Here is a 20,065-nt window from a genome sequence, read left to right as displayed (position 1 = left end):
CTCATCCGAATGCCGTTTTCGTGCCATGTCTCACTACTCCAGTCTCTAATAAACAATGGCACAGTTTTAGGGGGACGAGACACCAACGGGTCAGGTTTTGTAAGGCAAGCGCGCTTATGCGCTTTGCTTAAAAACCAACGTAAAGAGGTCTGAACGAGATGTCGGAATACGTGGCAAACAAGCCAATGGTAAATCTATGTGGCGGGAAAGGTAAAACTATGGGGGTAATTGGCAAAACTATGTGTCGCCTGACAATTTGAAAAGTGGCGGACCCGAGAGGATTCGAACCTCTGACCCCCTGATTCGTAGTCAGGTACTCTATCCAGCTGAGCTACGGGTCCGCGCTTGGGGGGTGATTACTGTTCTGGAACAGGCATTGCAAGTGCCAAATCACTATTGATCAATAATTTTTTCGGCTTTCAGATCCAAGGCCGCTGCGATCAATGCGCGGGTGTAGGGTGTCTGGGGATTGTCGAATATTTCCGAGGCACTTCCAACTTCGACAATGTCACCCTGCTTCATCACCATCACATTGTGGCTCATCGCACGCACCACCCGCAGGTCATGACTGATGAACAAATAGGCGATGCCATACTTGGCTTGTAGATCCCGCAACAGCGCCACAATCTGCACCTGTACCGTCATATCCAATGCCGATGTCGGCTCGTCTAACACCATCAATTTTGGCTTCAGGATTAGCGCACGCGCAATGGCGATGCGCTGGCGTTGCCCGCCAGAAAACTCGTGCGGATAACGATCGATCATATCCGCCTCTAGCCCGACCTCTACCAATATATCCTTGACCAGCTGGCGGCGATCCGCACCGGGCTCTAGCCCATGCACATCCAACCCCTCGGCCACAATCTGTTCAATGGTAAAACGCGGTGACAAAGACCCGAAAGGATCCTGAAAAACCATCTGAATATCACGGCGCAGCGGCTTTAGCTCTTTGTTGCTTAGCCCATCCACCGCGCGCCCCTCTAGGTGTATGGGGCCATCAGAGCTGATAAGGCGCATCAGCGCCAGCGCCAGCGTGGTTTTTCCAGATCCGCTTTCACCCACAATGCCCAGCGTCTCGCCCGCGCGCACAGATAGACTGGCATTGTTCACCGCCTTCACATGGCCACTAACACGGCGCATGAAGCCCTTGGTGATCGGAAACCAAATGCGCAGATCCTCCGCCTCGATAATCACAGGCGCATCAGATGCAATCGGGGCAGGGGCGCCCGATGGCTCTGCATCCAGCAACTTTTTGGTATAGGGATGCTTGGGGTCGCCGAAAATCTGGGCAACTGGGCCGGTCTCTACGATCTGGCCGTTTTGCATCACACAAACCCGATCGGCAATGCTGCGCACAACGCCCAGATCATGGGTAATGAACAACATCCCCATGCCCTCGGCGCGTTGAATCTCCGCCAGCAACTCCAGAATTTGCGCCTGAATGGTCACATCCAGCGCGGTGGTCGGCTCATCTGCAATCAACAGCTCTGGCTTGTTGGCCAGCGCCATGGCGATCATCACGCGCTGACGCTGCCCCCCAGACAGCTGATGCGGGTAATTGGGCAGGCGGGTTTGCGCATCACGAATGCCCACCTTGTTTAACAGATCCAGCACCCGTGTGCGGGCTTCGGCCCCACGCAACCCCTGATGCAGGCTAAGGCTCTCGGTCAGCTGTTTCTCGATGGTGTGTAACGGGTTCAAAGAGGTCATCGGCTCTTGGAAAATAAAGCTGATGTCATTGCCCCGCACACGGCGCAAATCGCGCGCATTCGCATCGATCATCTCTGTATCGCCGTAGCGAACAGATCCGCTGGCCTCTGCCGCGCCTGCCAATAACTGTACCGTAGATAGGGCCGTTACTGATTTACCAGATCCGCTTTCGCCCACCAAAGCCACGGTCTCGCCTTTGTCCACATGAAAGCTGACGTCGCGCACAGCATGATTGCTACCAAAGGATATGTTCAGATCCCGTACCTTTAGAATAGTGCTCATTTAAATGTCTTTCGTGGGTCAAAGGCATCGCGCACACCTTCAAAAATAAACACCATTAGTGATAACATGATTGCCATGGTGAAAAATGCCGTAAAGGCCAGATGCGGGGTCTGTAGATTGTTTTTGGCCTGTAGGGCCAATTCACCCAAGGACGGATAGCTGGGCGGCAAGCCATAGCCCAGAAAATCCAGTGTGGTAAGGGTGCCAATGGCACCGGTGATTTGAAAGGGCAGGAACGTTAGCGTGGCCACCATGGCATTGGGTAACAAATGGCGGAACATGATCTTCACATCACTGACCCCCATGGCCCGCGCGGCGCGTACATATTCAAAATTGCGTGCGCGCAAAAATTCGGCGCGCACTACACCCACCAACCCCATCCAGCTGAACAGGATCACCAAGACCATCAAGATGGGCAGGGTCATGGTAAACAGTGCCGAGAGAATGATGATCACATAGAGCAACGGCATACTGTCCCAAATCTCGACAAAACGCTGTAACAGCAAATCAACCCAGCCCCCGAAATACCCCATGGCCGCGCCAGAAATAATGCCAATAACCGAGGAAATCACCACCACAACCAATCCAAAAACCGTGGATATCCGAAATCCGTAAATCACCCGCGCCAACACATCGCGTGTTTGATCATCTGTGCCCAACCAATGGCTGGCATCAGGGGTAGAGGGGGCCTTATCCACATCATAATTGATAGTATTAAAGCTGTAGGGAACCGGCGGCCAAATGATCCAGCCCTGCTGAATGGTGCGCCCCTCAACCACCCCGTCATCCGCATCGGCAATAACACCCTCGGGATCATCATAGCAAATCTCAAGCCCGCCAGTCTTGATCAAACACTGGGTTTCAATCTCGGAATACACCGCCTCGGTCTGAAAATCGCCGCCAAAATATGTCTCGGGATAAACGGTCAGTAATGGGCTGTGTATCTGGCCTTGGAACTTCACCACCAAGGGTTTGTCATTGGCAACCAATTCCGCGCACAGACACAGCACAAAAAGAATGCCAAAAATCCACAAACTCCAATAGGCGCGCCGATTGCCCTTAAAATTCTGCCAGCGGCGCTGGGATAGCTTGGTTTTAAAAATACGTGCCATTACGTTTCCCTGCTGGCAAAATCAATACGCGGGTCAATCCAAATATAGGTCAGATCAGACAACAGCTTTACCAACAGCCCGATCAAGGCAAAGATATAAAGTGTTGCGAAGAACACCTGATAATCCCGCTTCACCGCGGCCTCAAAGCCCAGTAACCCCAGCCCATCCAACGAGAATATCACCTCGGTGATCAAGCTCCCGCTAAAGAAAATCCCCACAAACAACGCAGGAAAACCCGAAATCACGATCAGCATCGCATTGCGAAACACGTGGCCATAAAACACCCGCCATTCGCTTAATCCCTTGGCACGTGCCGTCATCACATATTGCTTGTTGATCTCTTCCAAGAAGCTGTTCTTGGTCAACAACGTCAGCGTGGTAAAGGCCGCGATCGTCGAGGTGATAATCGGCAAGGCCGCATGCCAGAAATAATCCTTGATCTTGCCCAAAAGACTTAGATCGGCAAACCCCTCAGATGTCAGCCCCTTTAGCGGGAATATCTGCCAATAAGAGCCCCCCGCGAACAACACGATTAACAAAATCGCAAACAACATTCCCGGAATGGCATAGGCGGCTACAATTATCCCGCTGGTCCACACATCAAAGCGCGATCCATCTCGGACTGCCTTGGCAATACCAAGGGGAATAGAAATCAAATAGGCTAATAACGTAGACCACAAGCCCAGCGTGATCGACACGGGCATCTTCTCCAATATCAAATCAACAATCGTGATCGATCGAAAATAGCTTTCGCCAAAATCAAAGCGCGCATAGTTCCACATCATCAATAAAAACCGCTCGACAGGGGGCTTATCAAATCCGAATTGACGCTCTAGATCATCAATCAAATCTTGGGGTAACCCGCGCGCGCCCTTGTATTTGCCATCATTGGTCTGGGTGCCGTCGCTGCCACCACCGCTGATGCGGTCGGTGGCCGATCCATCGCCCTCTAGCTCGGCCAAAACCTGCTCGACAGGCCCACCGGGTACAAATTGTATCAGCGTGAAATTGATCAGCATGATCCCGATCAGGGTCGGAATAATCAACAACAGACGCCGTAGAATATAGGCCCCCATTTATTTCAAAGCACCCTGTGCCTTTAGGGCATCCAGCTTTTCCTGATCCATCCACCACGTGGAGATCACACCGTTGTCATACTTGGGTTGAACATCGGGGCGCCCAAATACATCCCAATAGGCCAGACGATCCGCAGGCAGATACCAATTTGGTACACGGATATGTTCGGCGCGCAAAATGCGATCAATTGCGCGCACCGCCACGCGCATCTCGGCGCGGCTCTTGGCCGACCCTACCTGTTTGATCAGCGCATCTACCGCAGGGCTGCCATAGCCTGCGATGTTTGCGCTGTCTTGCTGGGTAATGCTGACACTGCCGTATTGTTGGGCAATCTCTTCCCCAGGGCTCAGCGAGGTGCGATACCCGACAACCAGCATGTCAAAATCATAGGATTTGCGCCGCTCGATCATCTGGGGGCGGTCGATTTGGGTGAATTTTGCATCAATGCCTGCACGTTTCATCGTGTCAATGATCGGGGTTAGGATATGTAGAAAATCATCGCTATCATCGATAAACTCAATCGACAATGTCTCGCCAGCCGCGTTTTTCAAAAGACCACCATCCAGCACCCATCCTGCCTCAGCCAACAACTTGTTGGCCTTGCGCAGGGCACTGCGGTCAAATTTTTGCGTCTTCATCACGGGGGGTACGAACACCGGCTCGTCAAATACCGCCGCTGGCAGGCTGTCACGGTAGGGCTCTAACAGGGCCAATTCCTCGGGTGTGATCATCCCGCTGGCTTCCATATCCGAGTTTTCCCAGAAACTGTCGCTACGGCTGTAGGAATCGTAGAATACGGTCTTGTTCGTCCATTCAAAATTAAACAGATACTGAAGCGCCTCGCGGGTTTTCACATTCTGAAATTGCGGGCGGCGCAGATTGATCCAGATCCCTTGACTAGAGGCAGGGGTGGCATCGGGCGCAAGGGTTTGCTTCACCCAACCCTTTTCAACAGCAGGGAAATCATACTGGGTCTTCCACTTCTTCGATGTGTTCTCTTCGCGGAACAAATAGTCCCCCGCCTTAAAGGCCTCGAATGCCACATCCCCATCGCGGAAATACTCGTACCGGTAGCAATCAAAATTGCCAGTGCCTACATTGGCGGGCAAATCTTTGCCCCAGTAATCATCAACCTTGCAATACTCTACAAATTGTCCCGCCTCAAAATTGGCAATGGTGTATTCGCCCGATCCTACGGGAATATCTAGGCTGGATTCTGCAAAATCGCGATCCTGCCAGTAATGCTTCGGTAGGATAGACAAGCCCCCCGCGCTGATCGGCAAATCACGGGTATTTGCGCCCTCTTTAAAGGTGAACTTCACCGTGTAATCATCCAGCGCCTCAACGCTGTGATAATCCTTGAATGCCACGTTTTTGTAAAAAGGATGGCCCTTTTCCAACAGGATATCATAGCTGAATACCACATCATGGGCGGTGATCGGCATGCCATCATGGAACCGGCCATCGCGGCGCATCTTAAACACCACCCAAGAGCGATCCTCGGGGTATTCAATGCTTTCTGCCAGATACACATAGGCGCTATCAGGCTCATCCAAGGACCCGGTCAACAGGCTGGCATACATATTCCCCAGCGCGGTAACATTGGCCCCTTTCAGGATAAATTGGTTAAAGCTGTCGAATGTTGCACCGCCATATTTTGGCAACATTGTCAGGGTGCCGCCTTGGGGGGCATTGGGGTTCACATAATCGAAATGTTTGTAATCAGCGGGGTATTTCAAATCGCCATAGGATGAGATGCCATGGGATATAATGGTGTCTTGGGCATGGGCCATCGGGGCCATCAATACAGAAAAAACCGCAACGGACTTGAAACTTGTTTTACACCACTGAAACATCAATATTATCTCCATTTTTGCCCATCTTATGCGATTTTGTAATAAGAACAACCTCAACCCGCGCGCATGTGAACAGATTTCATAACACATAAAAAAACCGCCCCGAAGGGCGGCTCCTGAATTGGCCCATCGGCCTATAATGCAAAAACTATTTGATAGTTTGCAAATACACGATCAAATTTGCGCGATCGGTTGCTTTCTTTAGGCCGCCAAAGCCCATCTTGGTGCCAGGGGCGTATTTTTTGGGGTTTTCGATGAAACCGTCTAGCGCCGCCGCATCCCATGTGCCGTCGATACCCGTAAGGGCAGGCGAATAACTATAACCATCAATACCAGCAATTGTGCGATCCACCACATTAAACAAATGCGGGCCAGTGCCGTTTACGCCATCTTCTAGCTTGTGACAGGCCTTACACTTAGAAAATACCTTCGCACCCTTGGCTGCGTCTGCGCTGGCCAATAGCTCTTCCAACGAGGGGCCTTCTTCTACTTCGCCACCACTGGCTGCTTCTTCCAACTGATAAATTGATGCAGGAGCACGGCTTTCGCTCGCGTGTGCTTCACCGTGGCCGCCGCCAGATTCTACATGATACAGGGTCTCACCCACCCAGTTCAGCATCAAATAAACCAGCAATGCGCCGCAAACGCCGCCAACAATTTTGTTAATTTCCATAGTATCCATAGCTTTGCTCACTTTCGGCGTAGGAATCTTCATAAACGTTGCGCCCTTCTAGCCTCTTCCATTGTGCCTTGGCAAGCTGTAGAACCGCGACCAATCGACCATTTTGAAAGAGCAGCTAAATGTCACCCCAAAAGCCCAAAATCGCGTTCCAAGGTATCTTGGGTGCCTATTCGCACCAAGCCTGTTATCAAGCTTATCCAGATTCCGAAGTGGTGGAATGCAATACATTCCAAGGCGCGATTGATGCGGTGCAACAGGGGCGGGCCGATTTGGCGATGTTGCCGGTAGAAAATTCCACCTATGGGCGTGTGGCGGATATTCATCAGCTGCTGCCAGATTCTGGTCTACACATCATCGGCGAGCACTATGTGCGCGTGCATATCAACCTATTGGCCCCCAAGGGCAGCCAGCTGTCTGATATCACCACCGCCATGAGCCACACGGTTCTGTTGGGCCAATGCCGTGACTTCCTGAAACAGCATAACATCGCTCCACTGGCAGGGGCCGATACCGCAGGCTCTGCCGAGGAAGTCGCCAAAATCAACAATCCCAATCAGGCGGCGCTGGCCTCGGAAATGGCGGCGGATATCTATGGGCTGAATGTGCTGGCACGCCACATCGAGGATCAATCCAATAACACCACCCGCTTTCTGGTGATGTCGCCGAAACCCCAAGCACAGACCAAAGGCACGGATGTGAAGACCAGCTTCATCTTTCGGGTGCGCAATATTCCCGCGGCCCTGTACAAGGCCATGGGTGGTTTCGCGACAAATGGCGTGAATATGGTGAAACTGGAAAGCTATATGGTGGATGGGTCGTTCACGGCCACACAGTTCTATGCAGATGTTATCGGCCACCCAGAGGATGCGCCCGTAAAACGCGCCCTAGAAGAGCTGGCATATTTTACCACGCATTTGGAAATTCTGGGCGTATACCCCACCGGCAGCGCACCCTAGGGCGGGCCTATCCGGCGCTGTGCTCGTGATACTTATCCTCGATACGGGTGCAAAAATCATCCAAGCGGCCGTTAAAACGCCGCTCGATCGATTTGCGCGCCAGCTTGGCCGATTGCAGGATTAGCCGCGCAGATATCGTATTGGCCGTGGGGCGCACATCCACCGCTAGCCGCGTCTGCTCTTTGGATAATTCAATCAACTCTAGGGTGATCTCTGCGCTCATGTCTTTGGAATTAGAACGGTAAATCAGGGTCTCGTTCATATGCATATCGCTCAGATCTATGTTGACCTTGCGATGCTTGCCACGAAAATGTCCCTCGATCAGCCAAGACATGCCAGCAGCCAGATCCTCTAGCCCATCCAAACGTTCCACATGTGCGCCAGCCGCCAACAGCAAAGCCTCAAACGCAGGGTAATCCGTGAGCTCGCTGAATAAAAAATCCGCGGGAACGTTCAGATCCTGTTTTGCCCCTAGCTGCATGTGCTTTTCTCCGTATTTCGTTGCCGTTAGCTATCGGTTCAAATAGTGTCTTTCAACCAGTTTTCAATCAAATAGCTGGCAATTGATCCCGCGCGTGCTGGCAAGATTCCCACATCCTTACCCGCAAATGCTTTCACAAGTGTTTCTTTACTTACCCATTGGGCATCCTGCAGCTCTATGGGGTCAATGTTAATCTCCCCTGCCAGCGCATCACAGCGGCACCCAATCATCAAATTTGACGGGAATGCCCAAGGCTGGCTGGTTACATAACGTACATTCTGCACAGCAATGTTGGTCTCCTCCATCACCTCGCGCGCCACCGCCATCTCTATGGTTTCGCCCGGCTCCATAAAACCAGCTAAACAGGAATACATACCCTCTGGCCAATTGGGCGCACGGCCCAACAATATCTCGTTGCCACGTTCAACCAGCATAATCACCACGGGATCAGTGCGCGGGAAATGCGGTGTGCCACAGGTGGGGCAATCACGTTGCCAGCCAGATTTCGCCATTTCTGATGGGTTACCACAGGCGGCACAAAATCGATGCGATCTATGCCATGCAAACAAAGCCTTGGCCGTGGCCGCCAATTGCGCATCGCGCACAGAAAGCTGAACCATAATGTTGCGCAGATCGTAAAACGCCTGATGTTCCGAGAAGTCTGGGTGCGGCTGATGCGATTCGTCAAACAGGGGGGTGTCAGACGGGGTCTGTATTTCTGCGGGCTCCCAGCTGGAAATATCGGCGGCATAAATATGATGTGCCTCAGATACGCCAAGAAATATCTCGGTGGCTGACGCTATTGCTGGATGATCCATTGCCACCATCACCAATGTGCCGCTTTGAATATCAACCAAAGGGCGCCCACGCCATAATATACAGGACTGCGCCACCTCGCGCCCTGCCAATAATGCATCCTTGTCGCCGCGCAAATGATCGGCGCGATTAAACCCTAATCCCCCAAAGGTAATGTCATTCGTTGGTGCCATGATTCAGGTCCTTATGCATCTTGAACCCATCTATAGGCTGGTTTATATACAACGTCGAGAGGTTGGCGCGGGCAAGCGCCTCGCCAACCCGGTCAGGTCCGGAAGGAAGCAGCCGCAACGAGCCCCGTTTGGGTCGCTGTCCAGCCTCTCACCAACTCTACCCACATTGTTTTACACCAATCGGTTGTTTGGATGTTGCACCCGGATCCAAGATATCCCTTACCGATGCGTTACGTATTAGGGGCATAAATTCCCCTGTCGTTCTGGTCTTTAACGACAGCGAGAACACAGCGTCCGACGCAGGGCCATCGCCGAGCGCACAGGCGATAACATTCACGCTGATGCTCCCATGCGATGCATCTGGATCTTCACTCTCCCATGCGCGTGCAATCGATTGAAACTCGCGTATCTGCTCTAAATCTGCGGGCGCAATGCGAAACAACCGTAGCCCCATATCGGAAGGCGCCTGCTCTAAAACATAGGCTCCAGAAATCTCTTTTGATTGCATTTCATGCACCGCGCTTAGCGTTAGAACAGCACTTTGAGGTCTGATCGAAACCCCCGTTGGTAAATCCACCAAAACTTCAAACCCCGCCGGATCTGCCTCAAGGGGGGAAATATTTGCCAATTGCGCAACAGTGGGCAGGACAACATTGCCACAGGCGGCAAGGTTGACGGCGAGCAACAGGGTGCAGAATGGTTTTGTTAAGTGCATTAGAATCTCCTTTGACAATGAAAATTTATTGTAATACGATAAAAATGAAAAATAAAAGAGGAAATTATGTCAACATTGTCCCGCATCCGCCGCCACGCTGTATTTTTGAAACATTGCACCATCCTTGGTATGGGCCTAGCGCTGCTCAGTAGTGTGTACTTCACAACGACAACACCGCTCACCGTGGACAACTTTCGCGCTCAATATCCGCAATTTACCATTGGGGCGGCACTTCAGACTTGGCAAATGATCCTATCGATGTCCTTGGGATTCCTGTCGATACTCATGTGGATTTGGTTGCTCAATAATATGCGCCAGTTGTTTCAGCGCTTTAGCCATGGGGAAATCCTAACAAAGCAAAGCGCAAACCATATCCAACGCATCGGTCTGGGGTTCTTGCTTATTGGGCTTTGGGAAATGCTGCTCCCGCCCCTGCAATCCATGCTTCTGACCCTGTCCAACGATGCCGGCCAACGCAGCATTTCGGTCACGCTAAACAGCGATATGCTTGGGCTACTGCTTGCGGCGGGGTTGATGACGCTGATCGGATGGGCCATGGGCGAGGCCTCTGATATCGCGGCTGAAAATAAGGCGTTTGTCTAATGGAAATCACCGTACGATTAGATGTGATGTTGGCCCTGCGCAAAATGAAATCCCGCGACCTTGCCGCCCAAATAGGGATCACCGAACAAAATCTCAGCCTCTTGAAATCCGGCAAGGTAAAGGGCATCCGCTTTGAAACGCTGGCGAAAATTTGCGCCGCATTGGAATGCCAGCCCGGGGATTTGCTAGAGGCGACATTATCAGCAGAATAATGCCCGCACCCAACTGATCCCTTGCATTCGGCGCGATTATTGCCTTCTTATACGTCAATATTTAAACCCGCGTAGAAGGATACCTATTTTATGCAATGCCATGAAGTTGACTACGAAATTTTCGGTGACGATATGCAAATCGTCGAAATTGAGCTAGACCCCCAAGAGACCGTCATCGCCGAAGCTGGCGCCATGAACTACATGGAAGATGGCATCGCATTCGAGAGCAAAATGGGCGATGGCACCAATCCGGGGCGCGGGGTTATGTCGGCGCTGATGGATGTAGGCAAGAGGGTTCTAACGGGCGAGAGCATCTTTCTTACCCACTTTACCCACCACGGCAAAGATAAGGCCCGCCTTGCATTTGCCGCGCCCTATCCGGGAAAAATCATCCCCGTTGATATGGCCGAGATCGGCGGCGAGCTGATCTGCCAAAAGGATGCATTCCTGTGCGCCGCCTTTGGCACATCCACGGATATCGCCTTTCAAAAACGTCTGGGCGCGGGTTTCTTTGGCGGCGAGGGCTTTATCTTGCAGCGCCTGCGCGGTGATGGCATGGCCTTTGTGCATGTGGGGGGCACGGTGATCAAACGCACCCTACAGGCGGGCGAAACATTGCGGGTTGATACCGGTTGTATCGCCGCTTTTACTGGCGATATCGATTATAATATCGAACGCGCGGGCAATCTGAAATCCATGGTCTTTGGTGGCGAGGGCCTGTTCTTGGCCACACTGCGCGGCCCAGGCACCGTGTATCTCCAAAGTTTGCCATTCTCGCGCCTTGCCAACCGTGTATTGCAGGCAGGCACTACCTCGAGCAAGGGCGAAGGCTCGGTGCTGGGCGGTTTGGGCGATCTGTTCGGCGATAAATAAGCGAAAAAGGCGATACCCCGTAGGGTATCGCCAATTGTGCTATCAGTGGCGCGCTATATCCTAGCCAAAGGCATAGCCATCCTTGCGCCAAACGCTCACAACAGACGAGCGCGGCTTGCCCGCACCATCTGGCCAGGATCCACCGGGATGTTGGATGCCCACAAAGGCCACCGTCTTGTCCGCAGACCAACACAGCCCCGTGACCTCTGCGCCATTTGGCACAGTCATAAAGCGCGCGATCTCGCCGCTGTCTGGATCACCAACCAACATCTGGTTGTTACCCATTCCTGCAAAATCACCCTCGTTTTTGTAATCGCCATCGGTTTGAATCCACAATAGACCGTCGGATGAAAACGCCATCCCATCGGGCGAGTTGAACATATTCCCCGCATTGATGTTGGATGAGCCTGCATAGTCATTGTTGTACAGCGTCGGGTTGCCCGCCATCACATATAGATCCCACACAAATTCAGATGCGGCGTGGTTTTCATCCGCAGGTGTCCAGCGCACAATCTGACCATAATGGTTGGTCTCGCGGGGGTTCACCGCATTGGTGGCCGTGTCATCGCCTCCGGCATTTGGCTTTACGCCGCGGTTCTTGTTATTGGTCAGGGCGCAATAGGCCTCTGCCTTTAGCGGGTTTGCCGCAACCCACTCTGGGCGATCCATGGTGGTGGCCCCAGCGGCAGATGCCGCCATGCGGGTAAAGCACAGAATTTCCGCGATGCTCATGCCGGTCGTGTCCGGCGTTAGCGGCAGCCATTCGCCACTTAGGTCATCATTGAACTTGGCCGCAAACAATGTGCCCTCATCCAATAGGCCGCTGGGGTCTTGACCCTCGGCCCATGTGTTCTTGGATACATATTTGTACAAAAACTCGCCGCGCTCGTCATCGCCCAAATACACCACCACACGGCCATCCTTGGCATGTACCATCTCGGCGTTCTCGTGCTTAAAACGGCCCAATGCGCTACGCTTTACCGGTACAGAATTGGGGTTGGCAGGGTCGATCTCGGTTACAAACCCATGGCGATGCGGCTCGTTTGGCTCTTGCGAGATATCATAACGCGCATCGAATTTCTCGTACCCATAGCGACCCTCGCCGCCAATGCCATAGCGCTGATACCCCTGGCCCACGGGCTGGGCACCTGTTGCACCAAAATAGCCGTTAAAGTTCTCTTCGCAGGTCAAATATGTGCCCCACAATGTCTTACCAGAACCACAGTTATTCATGGTGCCCTTTACGGTCATGCCCTTTGGGTCTGCATGGGTTTTTACCAGATCATCGCCTGCCAATGGGCCGGCCAGCACCATTTCTGTTTCGTGGGTGATGCGGCGGTTATAGGGGCTGTCTACCACCACAGCATAACCCTGCGCGCCCTTGGCCACTTCCATCACGGTTACACCCTGAAGGTTCTTCAGCAGCTCTACCTCTTGGGCGGTGCGCGGGTAACCCTCTGCCTCGGCAGGCAGGTTGATCTTGGGGTTTACATACTCTGAATTCACCGCAATCAGCTCTTTGCCGTCAACCACGAACAATTCCATGCCATCGGTGTTCTCGCCAAACACCTTGTCTGACATTTCAACTGGGACACCGTTGGTATCCGTATAGGCGCCCTCGGCCTCGCTCCATAGGGGATCACCCCAGCGTACCATCACCTGAGTCTCAAATCCCTCTGGCACATGCACCTCGTGATCGGTGGCAATATCAATAGGGCGAAATCCGAACTTTAGCGCCTCGGTGGCGCCTGCGGTTTTCGCGCCTGTAAATAACCCCGTACCAAATACCGCGGCCCCAGACCCAAAGGTCAACGCACCGGCCAAAAGGCCACGGCGTGAAATTGCATTATCTACCACTTGGTCAAATTGAGCTTCATTCGGACGCGGATCACGCACCTCGTCAAAATCATCCCAAGTCAAATCTACTAAATTTTTATCAGACATCGCTATGTTTCCCTTGCTGAGCTAGCTTGATTTCCAACGCAGGGCGCTTAGCACCCCGCGAAGCTGATCGTTGTGATAGTTAACGTTTGATTCATAAACACGACGCCAAGGTTACAGCTCTGTGAACTGTGCCGATTTATTCAGATATCCAGATCCCAAAATCTGCACAGCAGAAACCCAAAACACTGGCAATCAGCGCCCCAAATCCCTACACTGCCCACAGCTGAGGGAACCAATACACATGAGCGATTCCGAAAATACCACCTATCAGGTGCTTGCCCGTAAATACCGCCCAGAAACCTTTCAGGATCTGGTCGGCCAAGACGCCATGGTGCGCACTCTTAAAAATGCCTTTGCGGCGGATCGTATTGCCCATGCATTTGTGATGACGGGTATCCGTGGTACCGGCAAAACCACCACCGCGCGTATTATCGCCAAAGGCATGAATTGTATCGGCCCCGATGGTACAGGCGGCCCCACCACAGACCCCTGCGGTAAATGCGAACATTGCGTTTCCATTATGGAGGGGCGCCATGTGGATGTGATGGAAATGGATGCCGCCAGCCGCACAGGTGTGGGCGATATCCGCGAAATCATCGAATCTGTTCACTACGCGGCCACATCAGCGCGCTTTAAAATCTATATCATCGACGAGGTGCACATGCTCTCGACCAGCGCCTTTAACGCGCTGCTCAAAACCCTCGAAGAGCCGCCCGAACATGTAAAATTCATCTTTGCGACCACCGAAATTCGCAAAATACCGGTAACCGTTCTGTCGCGGTGCCAGCGCTTTGATCTGCGCCGTATCGAACCCGAGGATATGATCAGCTTGATGCGCAAAATCGCCACCGCTGAAAACGCAGAAATTGCCGAGGATGCGCTGGCGCTGATTGTTCGCTCTGCCGAAGGATCGGCGCGTGATGCGACATCGCTGCTGGATCAGGCCATCGCGCATGGCGCGGGCGAAACCACCGCCGATCAGGTGCGCGCCATGCTGGGGCTGGCGGATCGCGGGCGGGTGCTGGATCTGTTTGATATGGTGATGCGCGGTCAGGCGGATGCGGCACTGAATGAATTGTCATCCCAATACGCAGACGGGGCCGATCCCCTATCTGTCTTGCGCGATCTGGCGGAAATCACCCATTGGGTCTCTGTGATCAAAATTTCGCCCGAGGCGGCCGATGATCCAACGGTTTCCCCTGACGAGCGCGAGCGAGGCCGTGCCATGGGTGCGGATCTACCCATGCGCGCCCTGACGCGGATGTGGCAAATGTTGCTCAAGGCTATCGAGGAAACCTCAAACGCGCCAAATGCCATGATGGCCGCCGAAATGGCGCTGATCCGCCTGACCCATGTGGCGGAATTGCCCAGCCCAGAAGAGATCATTCGCAAATTGCAAAATACCCCCCAACCGCCCGCACCCAATGGCGGTGGCGGTGGTGCGCCGGCCCCCAGTGGTGGTGGGAACGGCACGGCAGTTTCAGGATCAAACCTCGGCCCAATTGGCGGCGGATCTGGCCCAACTGCGCTGATTTCAGGCGGGGCAGGGGCGGCAACCGCCCTTGCCAACGCAGAACCCGAAGCCCAAGAATTATCCCGTTTTGCCCGTTTCGAGCATGTAGTGGAATTGATCCGCGCACGGCGCGATATGAAATTGCTGACGGATGTGGAAAACTATGTGCGCATCGCCAAATACACACCCGGTCGCATCGAATTCCAGCCCACCAATGATGCGCCCAGCGATCTAACATCGCGTCTTGCACAGCGCCTGCAAACATGGACTGGTGCGCGCTGGGGGGTAACGCTGGTGAATGACGGTGGTGGCGCGACCATCGCCGAACAGACGGCAGAGGCCCGCGATGACCTGCATGCACAGGTGGCGGCCCATCCTTTGGTGGTCAAAACATTGGCCAAATTCCCTGGTGCAGATATCCGTGATGTGCGCACCCTAGAACAAATGGCCATCGGCGAAACCATCCTCGAGGCCGTGGAGGAAATCGACGACCCAGATGACTGGGATCCCTTTGAAGAAGGTTAACGAGACGCGCGCTAAGGTGCTATTAAATCACATGAAAACCTTCCCCGCGGGGAAGGTTTTTGCATATTTGGCGCCATGCTAGCCCCCAAACCTTCCCCGCGGGGAAGGTTTCTGTCGACTGCGTCGGTAAAATGGTTAACGCGCCTTGCCTCTTGCTCGCCTCTGCCAAAGGCACTATCTGAGATGCAAAGCAACAAAATCGGAGCACAAGCATGCTAAAAGGACTAGGTGGTCTGGGCGATATGGCCAAAATGATGGCACAGGCCAAAGAAATGCAAGCCAAAGTAGAGGCCGCCCAAGAGCGCGTCGCCGAGCTGGAAGCCAACGGCGAGGCCGGTGCTGGTCTGGTGACCTGCACCATCACGGGCAAAGGCGAGGTCAAGGCGCTGAACATCGACCCATCCATCTTTAGCCCCGCGGATAAAGAAGTGGTCGAAGACCTGATCATCGCGGCCCTCAAGGATGGGAAAGAGAATGCAGATCGTCTGGCCAAGGCCGAAATGAGCAAGGTCACCGAAGGGCTGAACCTGCCCGAAGGCATGAAGCTTCCATTCTAATCCATGGGGAATAATCAAGATATCGAAGTGCTGATCGCGCTGATGGCCAAATTACCTGGCCTTGGCCCCCGTTCGGCTCGCCGCGCAGTACTTCAGCTGATAAAGCGGCGCGATATCCTGCTGGCCCCTTTGGCGGATGCCTTGTTCAATGTGGCGCAATCGGCACGCGAATGTACCAATTGCGGCAATATTGGCACCGCAGATATTTGTGAAATTTGTACAAACCCCAAGCGCGCCATCGCGCAAATATGCGTGGTCGAGGATGTGGCCGACCTTTGGGCGATGGAACGTTCGGGCGTTTTCAAGGGGCGCTACCATGTCTTGGGTGGTTCTCTATCGGCACTTGATGGTATCGGCCCTGACGAGTTGCGCATCCCGCATCTGGTTAATCGCACCAAAGGCGAAAACATCACCGAGGTGATTCTAGCGCTAAATGCCACCGTCGATGGCCAAACCACCGCGCATTACATCGCAGATCAATTAGAAGATCAGGACATCAGCGTAACGTCGCTGGCCCAAGGTGTGCCCATTGGCGGCGAGCTGGATTACCTAGATGATGGCACAATTTCTGCCGCGCTGAATGCCCGCAAGGCCGTGTAGTCAGCCCTGCTTTAATTTGCGCTCGCGGTTGGTGATATAGATTGTAGCGGCAATAATAATCGCCCCCCCCGCATAGGTGTTCAGGCTGGGCACCTCCTGAAATAGAAAATACGCCGCAATCCCGATCAGCACCATGCGCACATAGGAAATAGGCGCAATCACCGCCGCCTGCGCATAGCGATAGGCCTGAATATCCGCCAACTGGCGAAACAGCCCAAAAACCACCAAAACGGCTAGCCAAAACACCACACTCAGGTTGGTAGGCAGGCCAAAGTTGGATGAAGCAAAGGGCAGGGTCAGCAGCAATGTCATCACGGTGGTTGATATCAGGGTGCTCATGGGGCCATCCTCGCGGCCCAACCGTCGCCCCATCACCAAGGCCACCCCGAAAAACACCGATGACCCGATGGCAAATAACATATTGGTGTCAAAAACCTCGGCGCCGGGATTGATCACCACAATCGCACCCAAAAACCCAACAGCAATCGCACCCACACGCCGTGGGCCAACACGCTCGCGTCCCAATAATACACTAAATATCGTGGCAAAAATCGGTGCCGTTGCAAACAGAACAGCCGCCGCCGCCAAGGGTACCAACGATAGGGCAAAAAACCCAAGGTTCACGGACGCGCACATGCAAGAGCCGCGCAGAATATGTGCCCAAGGCCTGCTAAAACGCACCTGTGTACGCAGATAGGGCAGGGCCATCAGCAGGATCAAAAGAATCAGCAGGCTAAAGAACCCGCGGTAGGCCACGATAACGCGGCTGTCTAATCCAAAGGATGCACCGCGCACCGATATGGCCATAGCAGATGCCCCTACGACCGATCCCATCGCCCATAAAATACCACGCCAGTTTTCATTGGCATCCGCATTCTCGGGGGCGATGTTTTGGGGCAATAGCGGCATTAATTTCGAACGGCGTCTATCATACGGGCCACGTTTTCGGGATCCGCATCTGGCGTGATCCCGTGCCCCAGATTAAAGATATGCGGCCCATGGCCCAATGTTTCGCATATGCGTTTGGTCTCGGAAACCAACTTGTCCCCTCCGCTGACCAAAAGGCGCTGGTCTAGATTGCCCTGAACACAGGTGATGGGCTGCAATTCGCGTGCGGCCCAATCGGCGGATTTATCGCCATCAATGGCCACACAATCAGCACCGGTTACGCGGGCATAATTCACATAGCCCTCTTCGGTGGCGCCGCGTGGAAAGCCGATGATGGCTACATTTGGATGCCGCGCGCGCAGGGCCGCAATAATCTGGCGCGCAGGCTCTACAGAATACTTGTCGAAGTGATCACCCTTTAGGGTACCAGCCCAGCTGTCAAATATTTTGACAATCTCTGCCCCTGCTTCGATTTGTTTGCACAGGTAATGAATAGTGGCCTGAGTTATTTTATCCAATAGCGCCTCGAACACCGCGACATCTGAATTGATCAGAGCATGGGCCGGTTCCTGTGCTGGGGTGCCGCGCCCTGCGATCATATATGTCGCCACAGTCCAAGGTGCGCCGGCAAACCCGATCAGTGCTGTTTCATCCGGCAGCTCTGCGGCCAAACGCGCAACCGTTTCGTAAATCGGTGCAAGGGTTGCATCAATATCATCGACAGGCCCCAGCGCATCTAGCCCCGCCCCATCGGTGATTGTGGATAGGCGCGGGCCTTCGCCCGTTACAAACCAGAGCTTGGCCCCAAGCGCCTGTGGAATCAGTAGGATATCGGCAAAAAGAATCGCTGCATCAAATCCATAGCGGCGGATCGGCTGGTGGGTGACCTCGCTGGCCAGATCAGGGTTATAGCATAGGGATAGGAAATCCCCTGCCTGTGCCCGTGTGGCCATATATTCGGGTAAATAGCGTCCTGCTTGGCGCATCATCCAAATCGGAGGGGTGGCCAAGGTCTCGCCGCGCAGTGCACGCAGCATCAATTTGTTTTGTCTGTCCATGCTTCCTTGTAACCAGCTTGGGCGCGGTGCGAAAGCCATATTCAGTTGCTCATGGTGTCGCTGGTCGTTACAAGCTTTTTCATGAGATTTACACCTGATACCCCGCTGAAAATTGGCACCCGCGGTTCCCCGCTAGCGCTGGCCCAGGCCTATGAAACCCGTGATCGCCTGATGACGGCCCTTAAATGCGGGCAGGATCATTTCGAGGTGGTGGTTATACAGACCACAGGTGATGCGGTTCAAGACCGCCCGCTGGGTGAGATTGGCGGCAAAGGTCTGTTCACCAAAGAGATCGAGGAAGCGCTGCTGAATGGCGGCATTGATATCGCCGTGCACTCCATGAAGGATATGCCGGTCACCTTCCCCGCAGGATTGGTTCTGGATTGCTTCTTACCCCGCGAAGACGAGCGCGATGCCTTTGTCAGCACAAGATATAAGCGTATTGCGGATTTGCCTATGGGGGCCACCGTGGGCACATCCAGCCTGCGCCGCCGCGCTCAGCTATTATATAGGCGCCCTGATCTGAATGTTGTGGAGTTTCGCGGCAATGTGCAAACCCGCCTGCGCAAATTGTCTGAGGGTGTGGCCGATGCTACATTTCTGGCCTGTGCAGGGCTAAATCGCCTTGGGTTATCGGAACATGCTACGCCTATTGATAGGGATGATATGTTGCCCGCGATTGCGCAGGGGTGCATTGGGATCGAGCAACGTGGCGCTGATGTTGAGGTTGGAAAAATTCTGGCCCTCATAGAGGATAAGCACTCTAAGGCGCGCCTATGCGCTGAGCGTGCCTTACTGGCGGGGCTTGATGGCTCTTGTCAAACGCCCATTGCGGGCTTGGCTGAGATAGAGGGCGATATTCTGACGCTGCGCGGGCAGGTTCTGCGCCCTGATGGCAGCGAGTCGCTATCGGATCGTCGCCAAGGGCGGGTTGCCGATGGTGCCGAAATGGGGGCCGCGATGGCGGCCGATCTAAAGGCGCGCATGAGCTCGGATTTTTTCTAACCACGCGGTTTACAATCATGGCCAAAAAGGCCACAAAGCAAAAATGTTGCGAGCGTGGCGGAATGGTAGACGCGCCAGACTTAAAATCTGTTGTCCGTATGGGCGTGGGGGTTCAAGTCCCCCCGCTCGCACCATAACCCCCCTATCTAGAGAGAGAGTAGCGCCGAGGGCGATTTGGGCGGCACTTGGTATCTCCGGTATAATTCACACAATTTCGCAGTCCGTGTGACCCAGGTGATTCCCTGGGCCTGTGGGCGTGATTCCCTTGGGTGTTCTCGTAATGTGTCGCTTTGAGGGGTGTTTGCTCGGGTTTTGTTGCGGAATCTATTGGGGGATTCCCCATGCATTCGGCGGATTTTTTTTGTGATTCATATTTAGTTTTGTCTTGGTTGGTATTTAGTGTTTGTTTTGTGCATGTTTGTTGATT

At 53.6% G+C, this 20,065-nt stretch carries 19 protein-coding genes, 2 tRNA genes and 1 other RNA gene; 10 read left to right on the top strand and 12 right to left on the bottom strand.

Annotated elements, in window-relative coordinates:
• Nucleotides 1-264: 264 nt before the first annotated feature.
• From QQL62_RS13485 to QQL62_RS13460, 6 genes are all read right to left on the bottom strand, one after another.
• Nucleotides 265-341 (bottom strand) — tRNA-Arg (locus QQL62_RS13485).
• Nucleotides 342-393: 52 nt separating this feature from the next.
• Nucleotides 394-1,992 (bottom strand): ABC transporter ATP-binding protein, encoded by a 1,599-nt coding sequence (locus QQL62_RS13480; protein ID WP_284380262.1) that lies wholly within the window; start codon nucleotides 1,990-1,992, stop codon nucleotides 394-396.
• Nucleotides 1,989-3,095 carry an ABC transporter permease gene (locus QQL62_RS13475; protein WP_284380266.1) on the bottom strand — a complete coding sequence of 369 codons (1,107 nt, stop codon included), beginning with the start codon at nucleotides 3,093-3,095 and terminating at the stop codon, nucleotides 1,989-1,991. The genes QQL62_RS13480 and QQL62_RS13475 overlap by 4 nt, the downstream gene beginning before the upstream one ends.
• Nucleotides 3,096-3,103: 8 nt before the next feature.
• A complete protein-coding gene (locus QQL62_RS13470) occupies nucleotides 3,104-4,180 on the bottom strand; it encodes a microcin C ABC transporter permease YejB (protein ID WP_284380260.1) in 1,077 nt (358 codons plus the stop codon).
• Nucleotides 4,181-6,037 (bottom strand): extracellular solute-binding protein, encoded by a 1,857-nt coding sequence (locus tag QQL62_RS13465; protein ID WP_284380258.1) that lies wholly within the window; start codon nucleotides 6,035-6,037, stop codon nucleotides 4,181-4,183. It abuts the gene before it with no gap.
• 148 nt (nucleotides 6,038-6,185) lie between these two features.
• Nucleotides 6,186-6,710, bottom strand: coding sequence for a c-type cytochrome (locus tag QQL62_RS13460; protein WP_431355786.1), 525 nt, complete (start codon nucleotides 6,708-6,710; stop codon nucleotides 6,186-6,188).
• A gap of 128 nt (nucleotides 6,711-6,838) precedes the next feature.
• Between QQL62_RS13460 and QQL62_RS13455 the strand changes: the two genes are divergently transcribed.
• On the top strand, nucleotides 6,839-7,675 hold the full coding sequence (locus QQL62_RS13455) for a prephenate dehydratase (protein ID WP_284380256.1): 837 nt from the start codon (nucleotides 6,839-6,841) through the stop codon (nucleotides 7,673-7,675).
• A gap of 7 nt (nucleotides 7,676-7,682) precedes the next feature.
• Here the strand turns inward: QQL62_RS13455 and QQL62_RS13450 are convergent, their stop codons facing one another.
• Entirely contained in the window at nucleotides 7,683-8,156 is a 474-nt protein-coding gene (locus QQL62_RS13450; protein WP_284380254.1) for a hypothetical protein, read from the bottom strand.
• 38 nt (nucleotides 8,157-8,194) lie between these two features.
• The gene (nudC, locus tag QQL62_RS13445) at nucleotides 8,195-9,145 is read right to left on the bottom strand and encodes an NAD(+) diphosphatase (RefSeq protein WP_284380251.1); all 951 of its coding nucleotides are present in this window, start codon (nucleotides 9,143-9,145) and stop codon (nucleotides 8,195-8,197) included.
• A gap of 56 nt (nucleotides 9,146-9,201) precedes the next feature.
• Here nudC and ffs point away from each other — a divergent pair.
• Nucleotides 9,202-9,298, top strand: an RNA gene (ffs, locus tag QQL62_RS13440) — signal recognition particle sRNA small type.
• Between the two features lie 4 nt (nucleotides 9,299-9,302).
• On the opposite strand, the gene QQL62_RS13435 is transcribed toward ffs, so the two are convergent.
• A complete protein-coding gene (locus QQL62_RS13435; RefSeq protein WP_284380248.1) occupies nucleotides 9,303-9,860 on the bottom strand; it encodes a hypothetical protein in 558 nt (185 codons plus the stop codon).
• 66 nt (nucleotides 9,861-9,926) lie between these two features.
• On the opposite strand from QQL62_RS13435, the gene QQL62_RS13430 reads away from it, so the two are divergent.
• The 3 genes from QQL62_RS13430 to QQL62_RS13420 all read left to right on the top strand — a co-directional run bounded on the left by QQL62_RS13430 (nucleotide 9,927) and on the right by QQL62_RS13420 (nucleotide 11,548).
• A complete protein-coding gene (locus QQL62_RS13430; RefSeq protein WP_284380245.1) occupies nucleotides 9,927-10,463 on the top strand; it encodes a DUF2975 domain-containing protein in 537 nt (178 codons plus the stop codon).
• Nucleotides 10,463-10,675 (top strand): helix-turn-helix domain-containing protein, encoded by a 213-nt coding sequence (locus tag QQL62_RS13425; RefSeq protein WP_284380242.1) that lies wholly within the window; start codon nucleotides 10,463-10,465, stop codon nucleotides 10,673-10,675. Before QQL62_RS13430 ends, QQL62_RS13425 begins: the two co-directional genes overlap by 1 nt.
• 90 nt (nucleotides 10,676-10,765) lie before the next feature.
• Nucleotides 10,766-11,548: a TIGR00266 family protein gene (locus QQL62_RS13420; RefSeq protein WP_284380240.1), complete on the top strand. Its 783-nt coding sequence runs from the start codon at nucleotides 10,766-10,768 to the stop codon at nucleotides 11,546-11,548.
• A gap of 60 nt (nucleotides 11,549-11,608) precedes the next feature.
• On the opposite strand, the gene QQL62_RS13415 is transcribed toward QQL62_RS13420, so the two are convergent.
• Nucleotides 11,609-13,492: a PhoX family protein gene (locus QQL62_RS13415; protein WP_284380238.1), complete on the bottom strand. Its 1,884-nt coding sequence runs from the start codon at nucleotides 13,490-13,492 to the stop codon at nucleotides 11,609-11,611.
• A gap of 241 nt (nucleotides 13,493-13,733) precedes the next feature.
• Between QQL62_RS13415 and QQL62_RS13410 the strand changes: the two genes are divergently transcribed.
• The 3 genes from QQL62_RS13410 to recR all read left to right on the top strand — a co-directional run bounded on the left by QQL62_RS13410 (nucleotide 13,734) and on the right by recR (nucleotide 16,687).
• Complete coding sequence (locus tag QQL62_RS13410; protein WP_284380235.1) at nucleotides 13,734-15,530, top strand: DNA polymerase III subunit gamma/tau; 1,797 nt, start codon at nucleotides 13,734-13,736, stop codon at nucleotides 15,528-15,530.
• Nucleotides 15,531-15,742: 212 nt separating this feature from the next.
• Nucleotides 15,743-16,087: a YbaB/EbfC family nucleoid-associated protein gene (locus tag QQL62_RS13405; protein ID WP_284380232.1), complete on the top strand. Its 345-nt coding sequence runs from the start codon at nucleotides 15,743-15,745 to the stop codon at nucleotides 16,085-16,087.
• A gap of 3 nt (nucleotides 16,088-16,090) precedes the next feature.
• The gene (gene recR, locus QQL62_RS13400) at nucleotides 16,091-16,687 is read left to right on the top strand and encodes a recombination mediator RecR (protein ID WP_284380226.1); all 597 of its coding nucleotides are present in this window, start codon (nucleotides 16,091-16,093) and stop codon (nucleotides 16,685-16,687) included.
• Here the strand turns inward: recR and QQL62_RS13395 are convergent, their stop codons facing one another.
• Both QQL62_RS13395 and hemE read right to left on the bottom strand, forming a co-directional pair.
• Complete coding sequence (locus QQL62_RS13395; RefSeq protein WP_284380224.1) at nucleotides 16,688-17,596, bottom strand: DMT family transporter; 909 nt, start codon at nucleotides 17,594-17,596, stop codon at nucleotides 16,688-16,690.
• The gene (gene hemE / locus QQL62_RS13390; RefSeq protein ID WP_284380221.1) at nucleotides 17,596-18,633 is read right to left on the bottom strand and encodes a uroporphyrinogen decarboxylase; all 1,038 of its coding nucleotides are present in this window, start codon (nucleotides 18,631-18,633) and stop codon (nucleotides 17,596-17,598) included. The genes QQL62_RS13395 and hemE overlap by 1 nt, the downstream gene beginning before the upstream one ends.
• An 81-nt stretch (nucleotides 18,634-18,714) precedes the next feature.
• On the opposite strand from hemE, the gene hemC reads away from it, so the two are divergent.
• Both hemC and QQL62_RS13380 read left to right on the top strand, forming a co-directional pair.
• A complete protein-coding gene (hemC, locus tag QQL62_RS13385; protein WP_284380219.1) occupies nucleotides 18,715-19,638 on the top strand; it encodes a hydroxymethylbilane synthase in 924 nt (307 codons plus the stop codon).
• A gap of 48 nt (nucleotides 19,639-19,686) precedes the next feature.
• A tRNA-Leu gene (locus QQL62_RS13380) sits at nucleotides 19,687-19,772 on the top strand.
• Nucleotides 19,773-20,065 lie beyond the last annotated feature (293 nt).

This window comes from Amylibacter marinus (assembly GCF_030160015.1).
GTDB lineage: Bacteria > Pseudomonadota > Alphaproteobacteria > Rhodobacterales > Rhodobacteraceae > Amylibacter > Amylibacter marinus.
This window is presented reverse-complemented; position numbering and strand designations above follow the sequence as displayed.

What these genes read in the sequence shown, in the direction of transcription:
- QQL62_RS13480 (WP_284380262.1), bottom strand. Translation starts at nt 1,992, where the DNA reads ATGAGCACTATTCTAAAGGTACGGGATCTGAACATATCCTTTGGTAGC.
- hemC (WP_284380219.1), top strand. Translation starts at nt 18,715, where the DNA reads ATGAGATTTACACCTGATACCCCGCTGAAAATTGGCACCCGCGGTTCC.
- QQL62_RS13470 (WP_284380260.1), bottom strand. Translation starts at nt 4,180, where the DNA reads ATGGGGGCCTATATTCTACGGCGTCTGTTGTTGATTATTCCGACCCTG.
- QQL62_RS13425 (WP_284380242.1), top strand. Translation starts at nt 10,463, where the DNA reads ATGGAAATCACCGTACGATTAGATGTGATGTTGGCCCTGCGCAAAATG.
- QQL62_RS13465 (WP_284380258.1), bottom strand. Translation starts at nt 6,037, where the DNA reads ATGTTTCAGTGGTGTAAAACAAGTTTCAAGTCCGTTGCGGTTTTTTCT.
- recR (WP_284380226.1), top strand. Translation starts at nt 16,091, where the DNA reads ATGGGGAATAATCAAGATATCGAAGTGCTGATCGCGCTGATGGCCAAA.
- QQL62_RS13450 (WP_284380254.1), bottom strand. Translation starts at nt 8,156, where the DNA reads ATGCAGCTAGGGGCAAAACAGGATCTGAACGTTCCCGCGGATTTTTTA.
- QQL62_RS13430 (WP_284380245.1), top strand. Translation starts at nt 9,927, where the DNA reads ATGTCAACATTGTCCCGCATCCGCCGCCACGCTGTATTTTTGAAACAT.
- QQL62_RS13460 (WP_431355786.1), bottom strand. Translation starts at nt 6,710, where the DNA reads ATGGAAATTAACAAAATTGTTGGCGGCGTTTGCGGCGCATTGCTGGTT.
- QQL62_RS13415 (WP_284380238.1), bottom strand. Translation starts at nt 13,492, where the DNA reads ATGTCTGATAAAAATTTAGTAGATTTGACTTGGGATGATTTTGACGAG.
- QQL62_RS13395 (WP_284380224.1), bottom strand. Translation starts at nt 17,596, where the DNA reads ATGCCGCTATTGCCCCAAAACATCGCCCCCGAGAATGCGGATGCCAAT.
- QQL62_RS13420 (WP_284380240.1), top strand. Translation starts at nt 10,766, where the DNA reads ATGCAATGCCATGAAGTTGACTACGAAATTTTCGGTGACGATATGCAA.
- hemE (WP_284380221.1), bottom strand. Translation starts at nt 18,633, where the DNA reads ATGGACAGACAAAACAAATTGATGCTGCGTGCACTGCGCGGCGAGACC.
- QQL62_RS13405 (WP_284380232.1), top strand. Translation starts at nt 15,743, where the DNA reads ATGCTAAAAGGACTAGGTGGTCTGGGCGATATGGCCAAAATGATGGCA.
- QQL62_RS13410 (WP_284380235.1), top strand. Translation starts at nt 13,734, where the DNA reads ATGAGCGATTCCGAAAATACCACCTATCAGGTGCTTGCCCGTAAATAC.
- nudC (WP_284380251.1), bottom strand. Translation starts at nt 9,145, where the DNA reads ATGGCACCAACGAATGACATTACCTTTGGGGGATTAGGGTTTAATCGC.
- QQL62_RS13435 (WP_284380248.1), bottom strand. Translation starts at nt 9,860, where the DNA reads ATGCACTTAACAAAACCATTCTGCACCCTGTTGCTCGCCGTCAACCTT.
- QQL62_RS13455 (WP_284380256.1), top strand. Translation starts at nt 6,839, where the DNA reads ATGTCACCCCAAAAGCCCAAAATCGCGTTCCAAGGTATCTTGGGTGCC.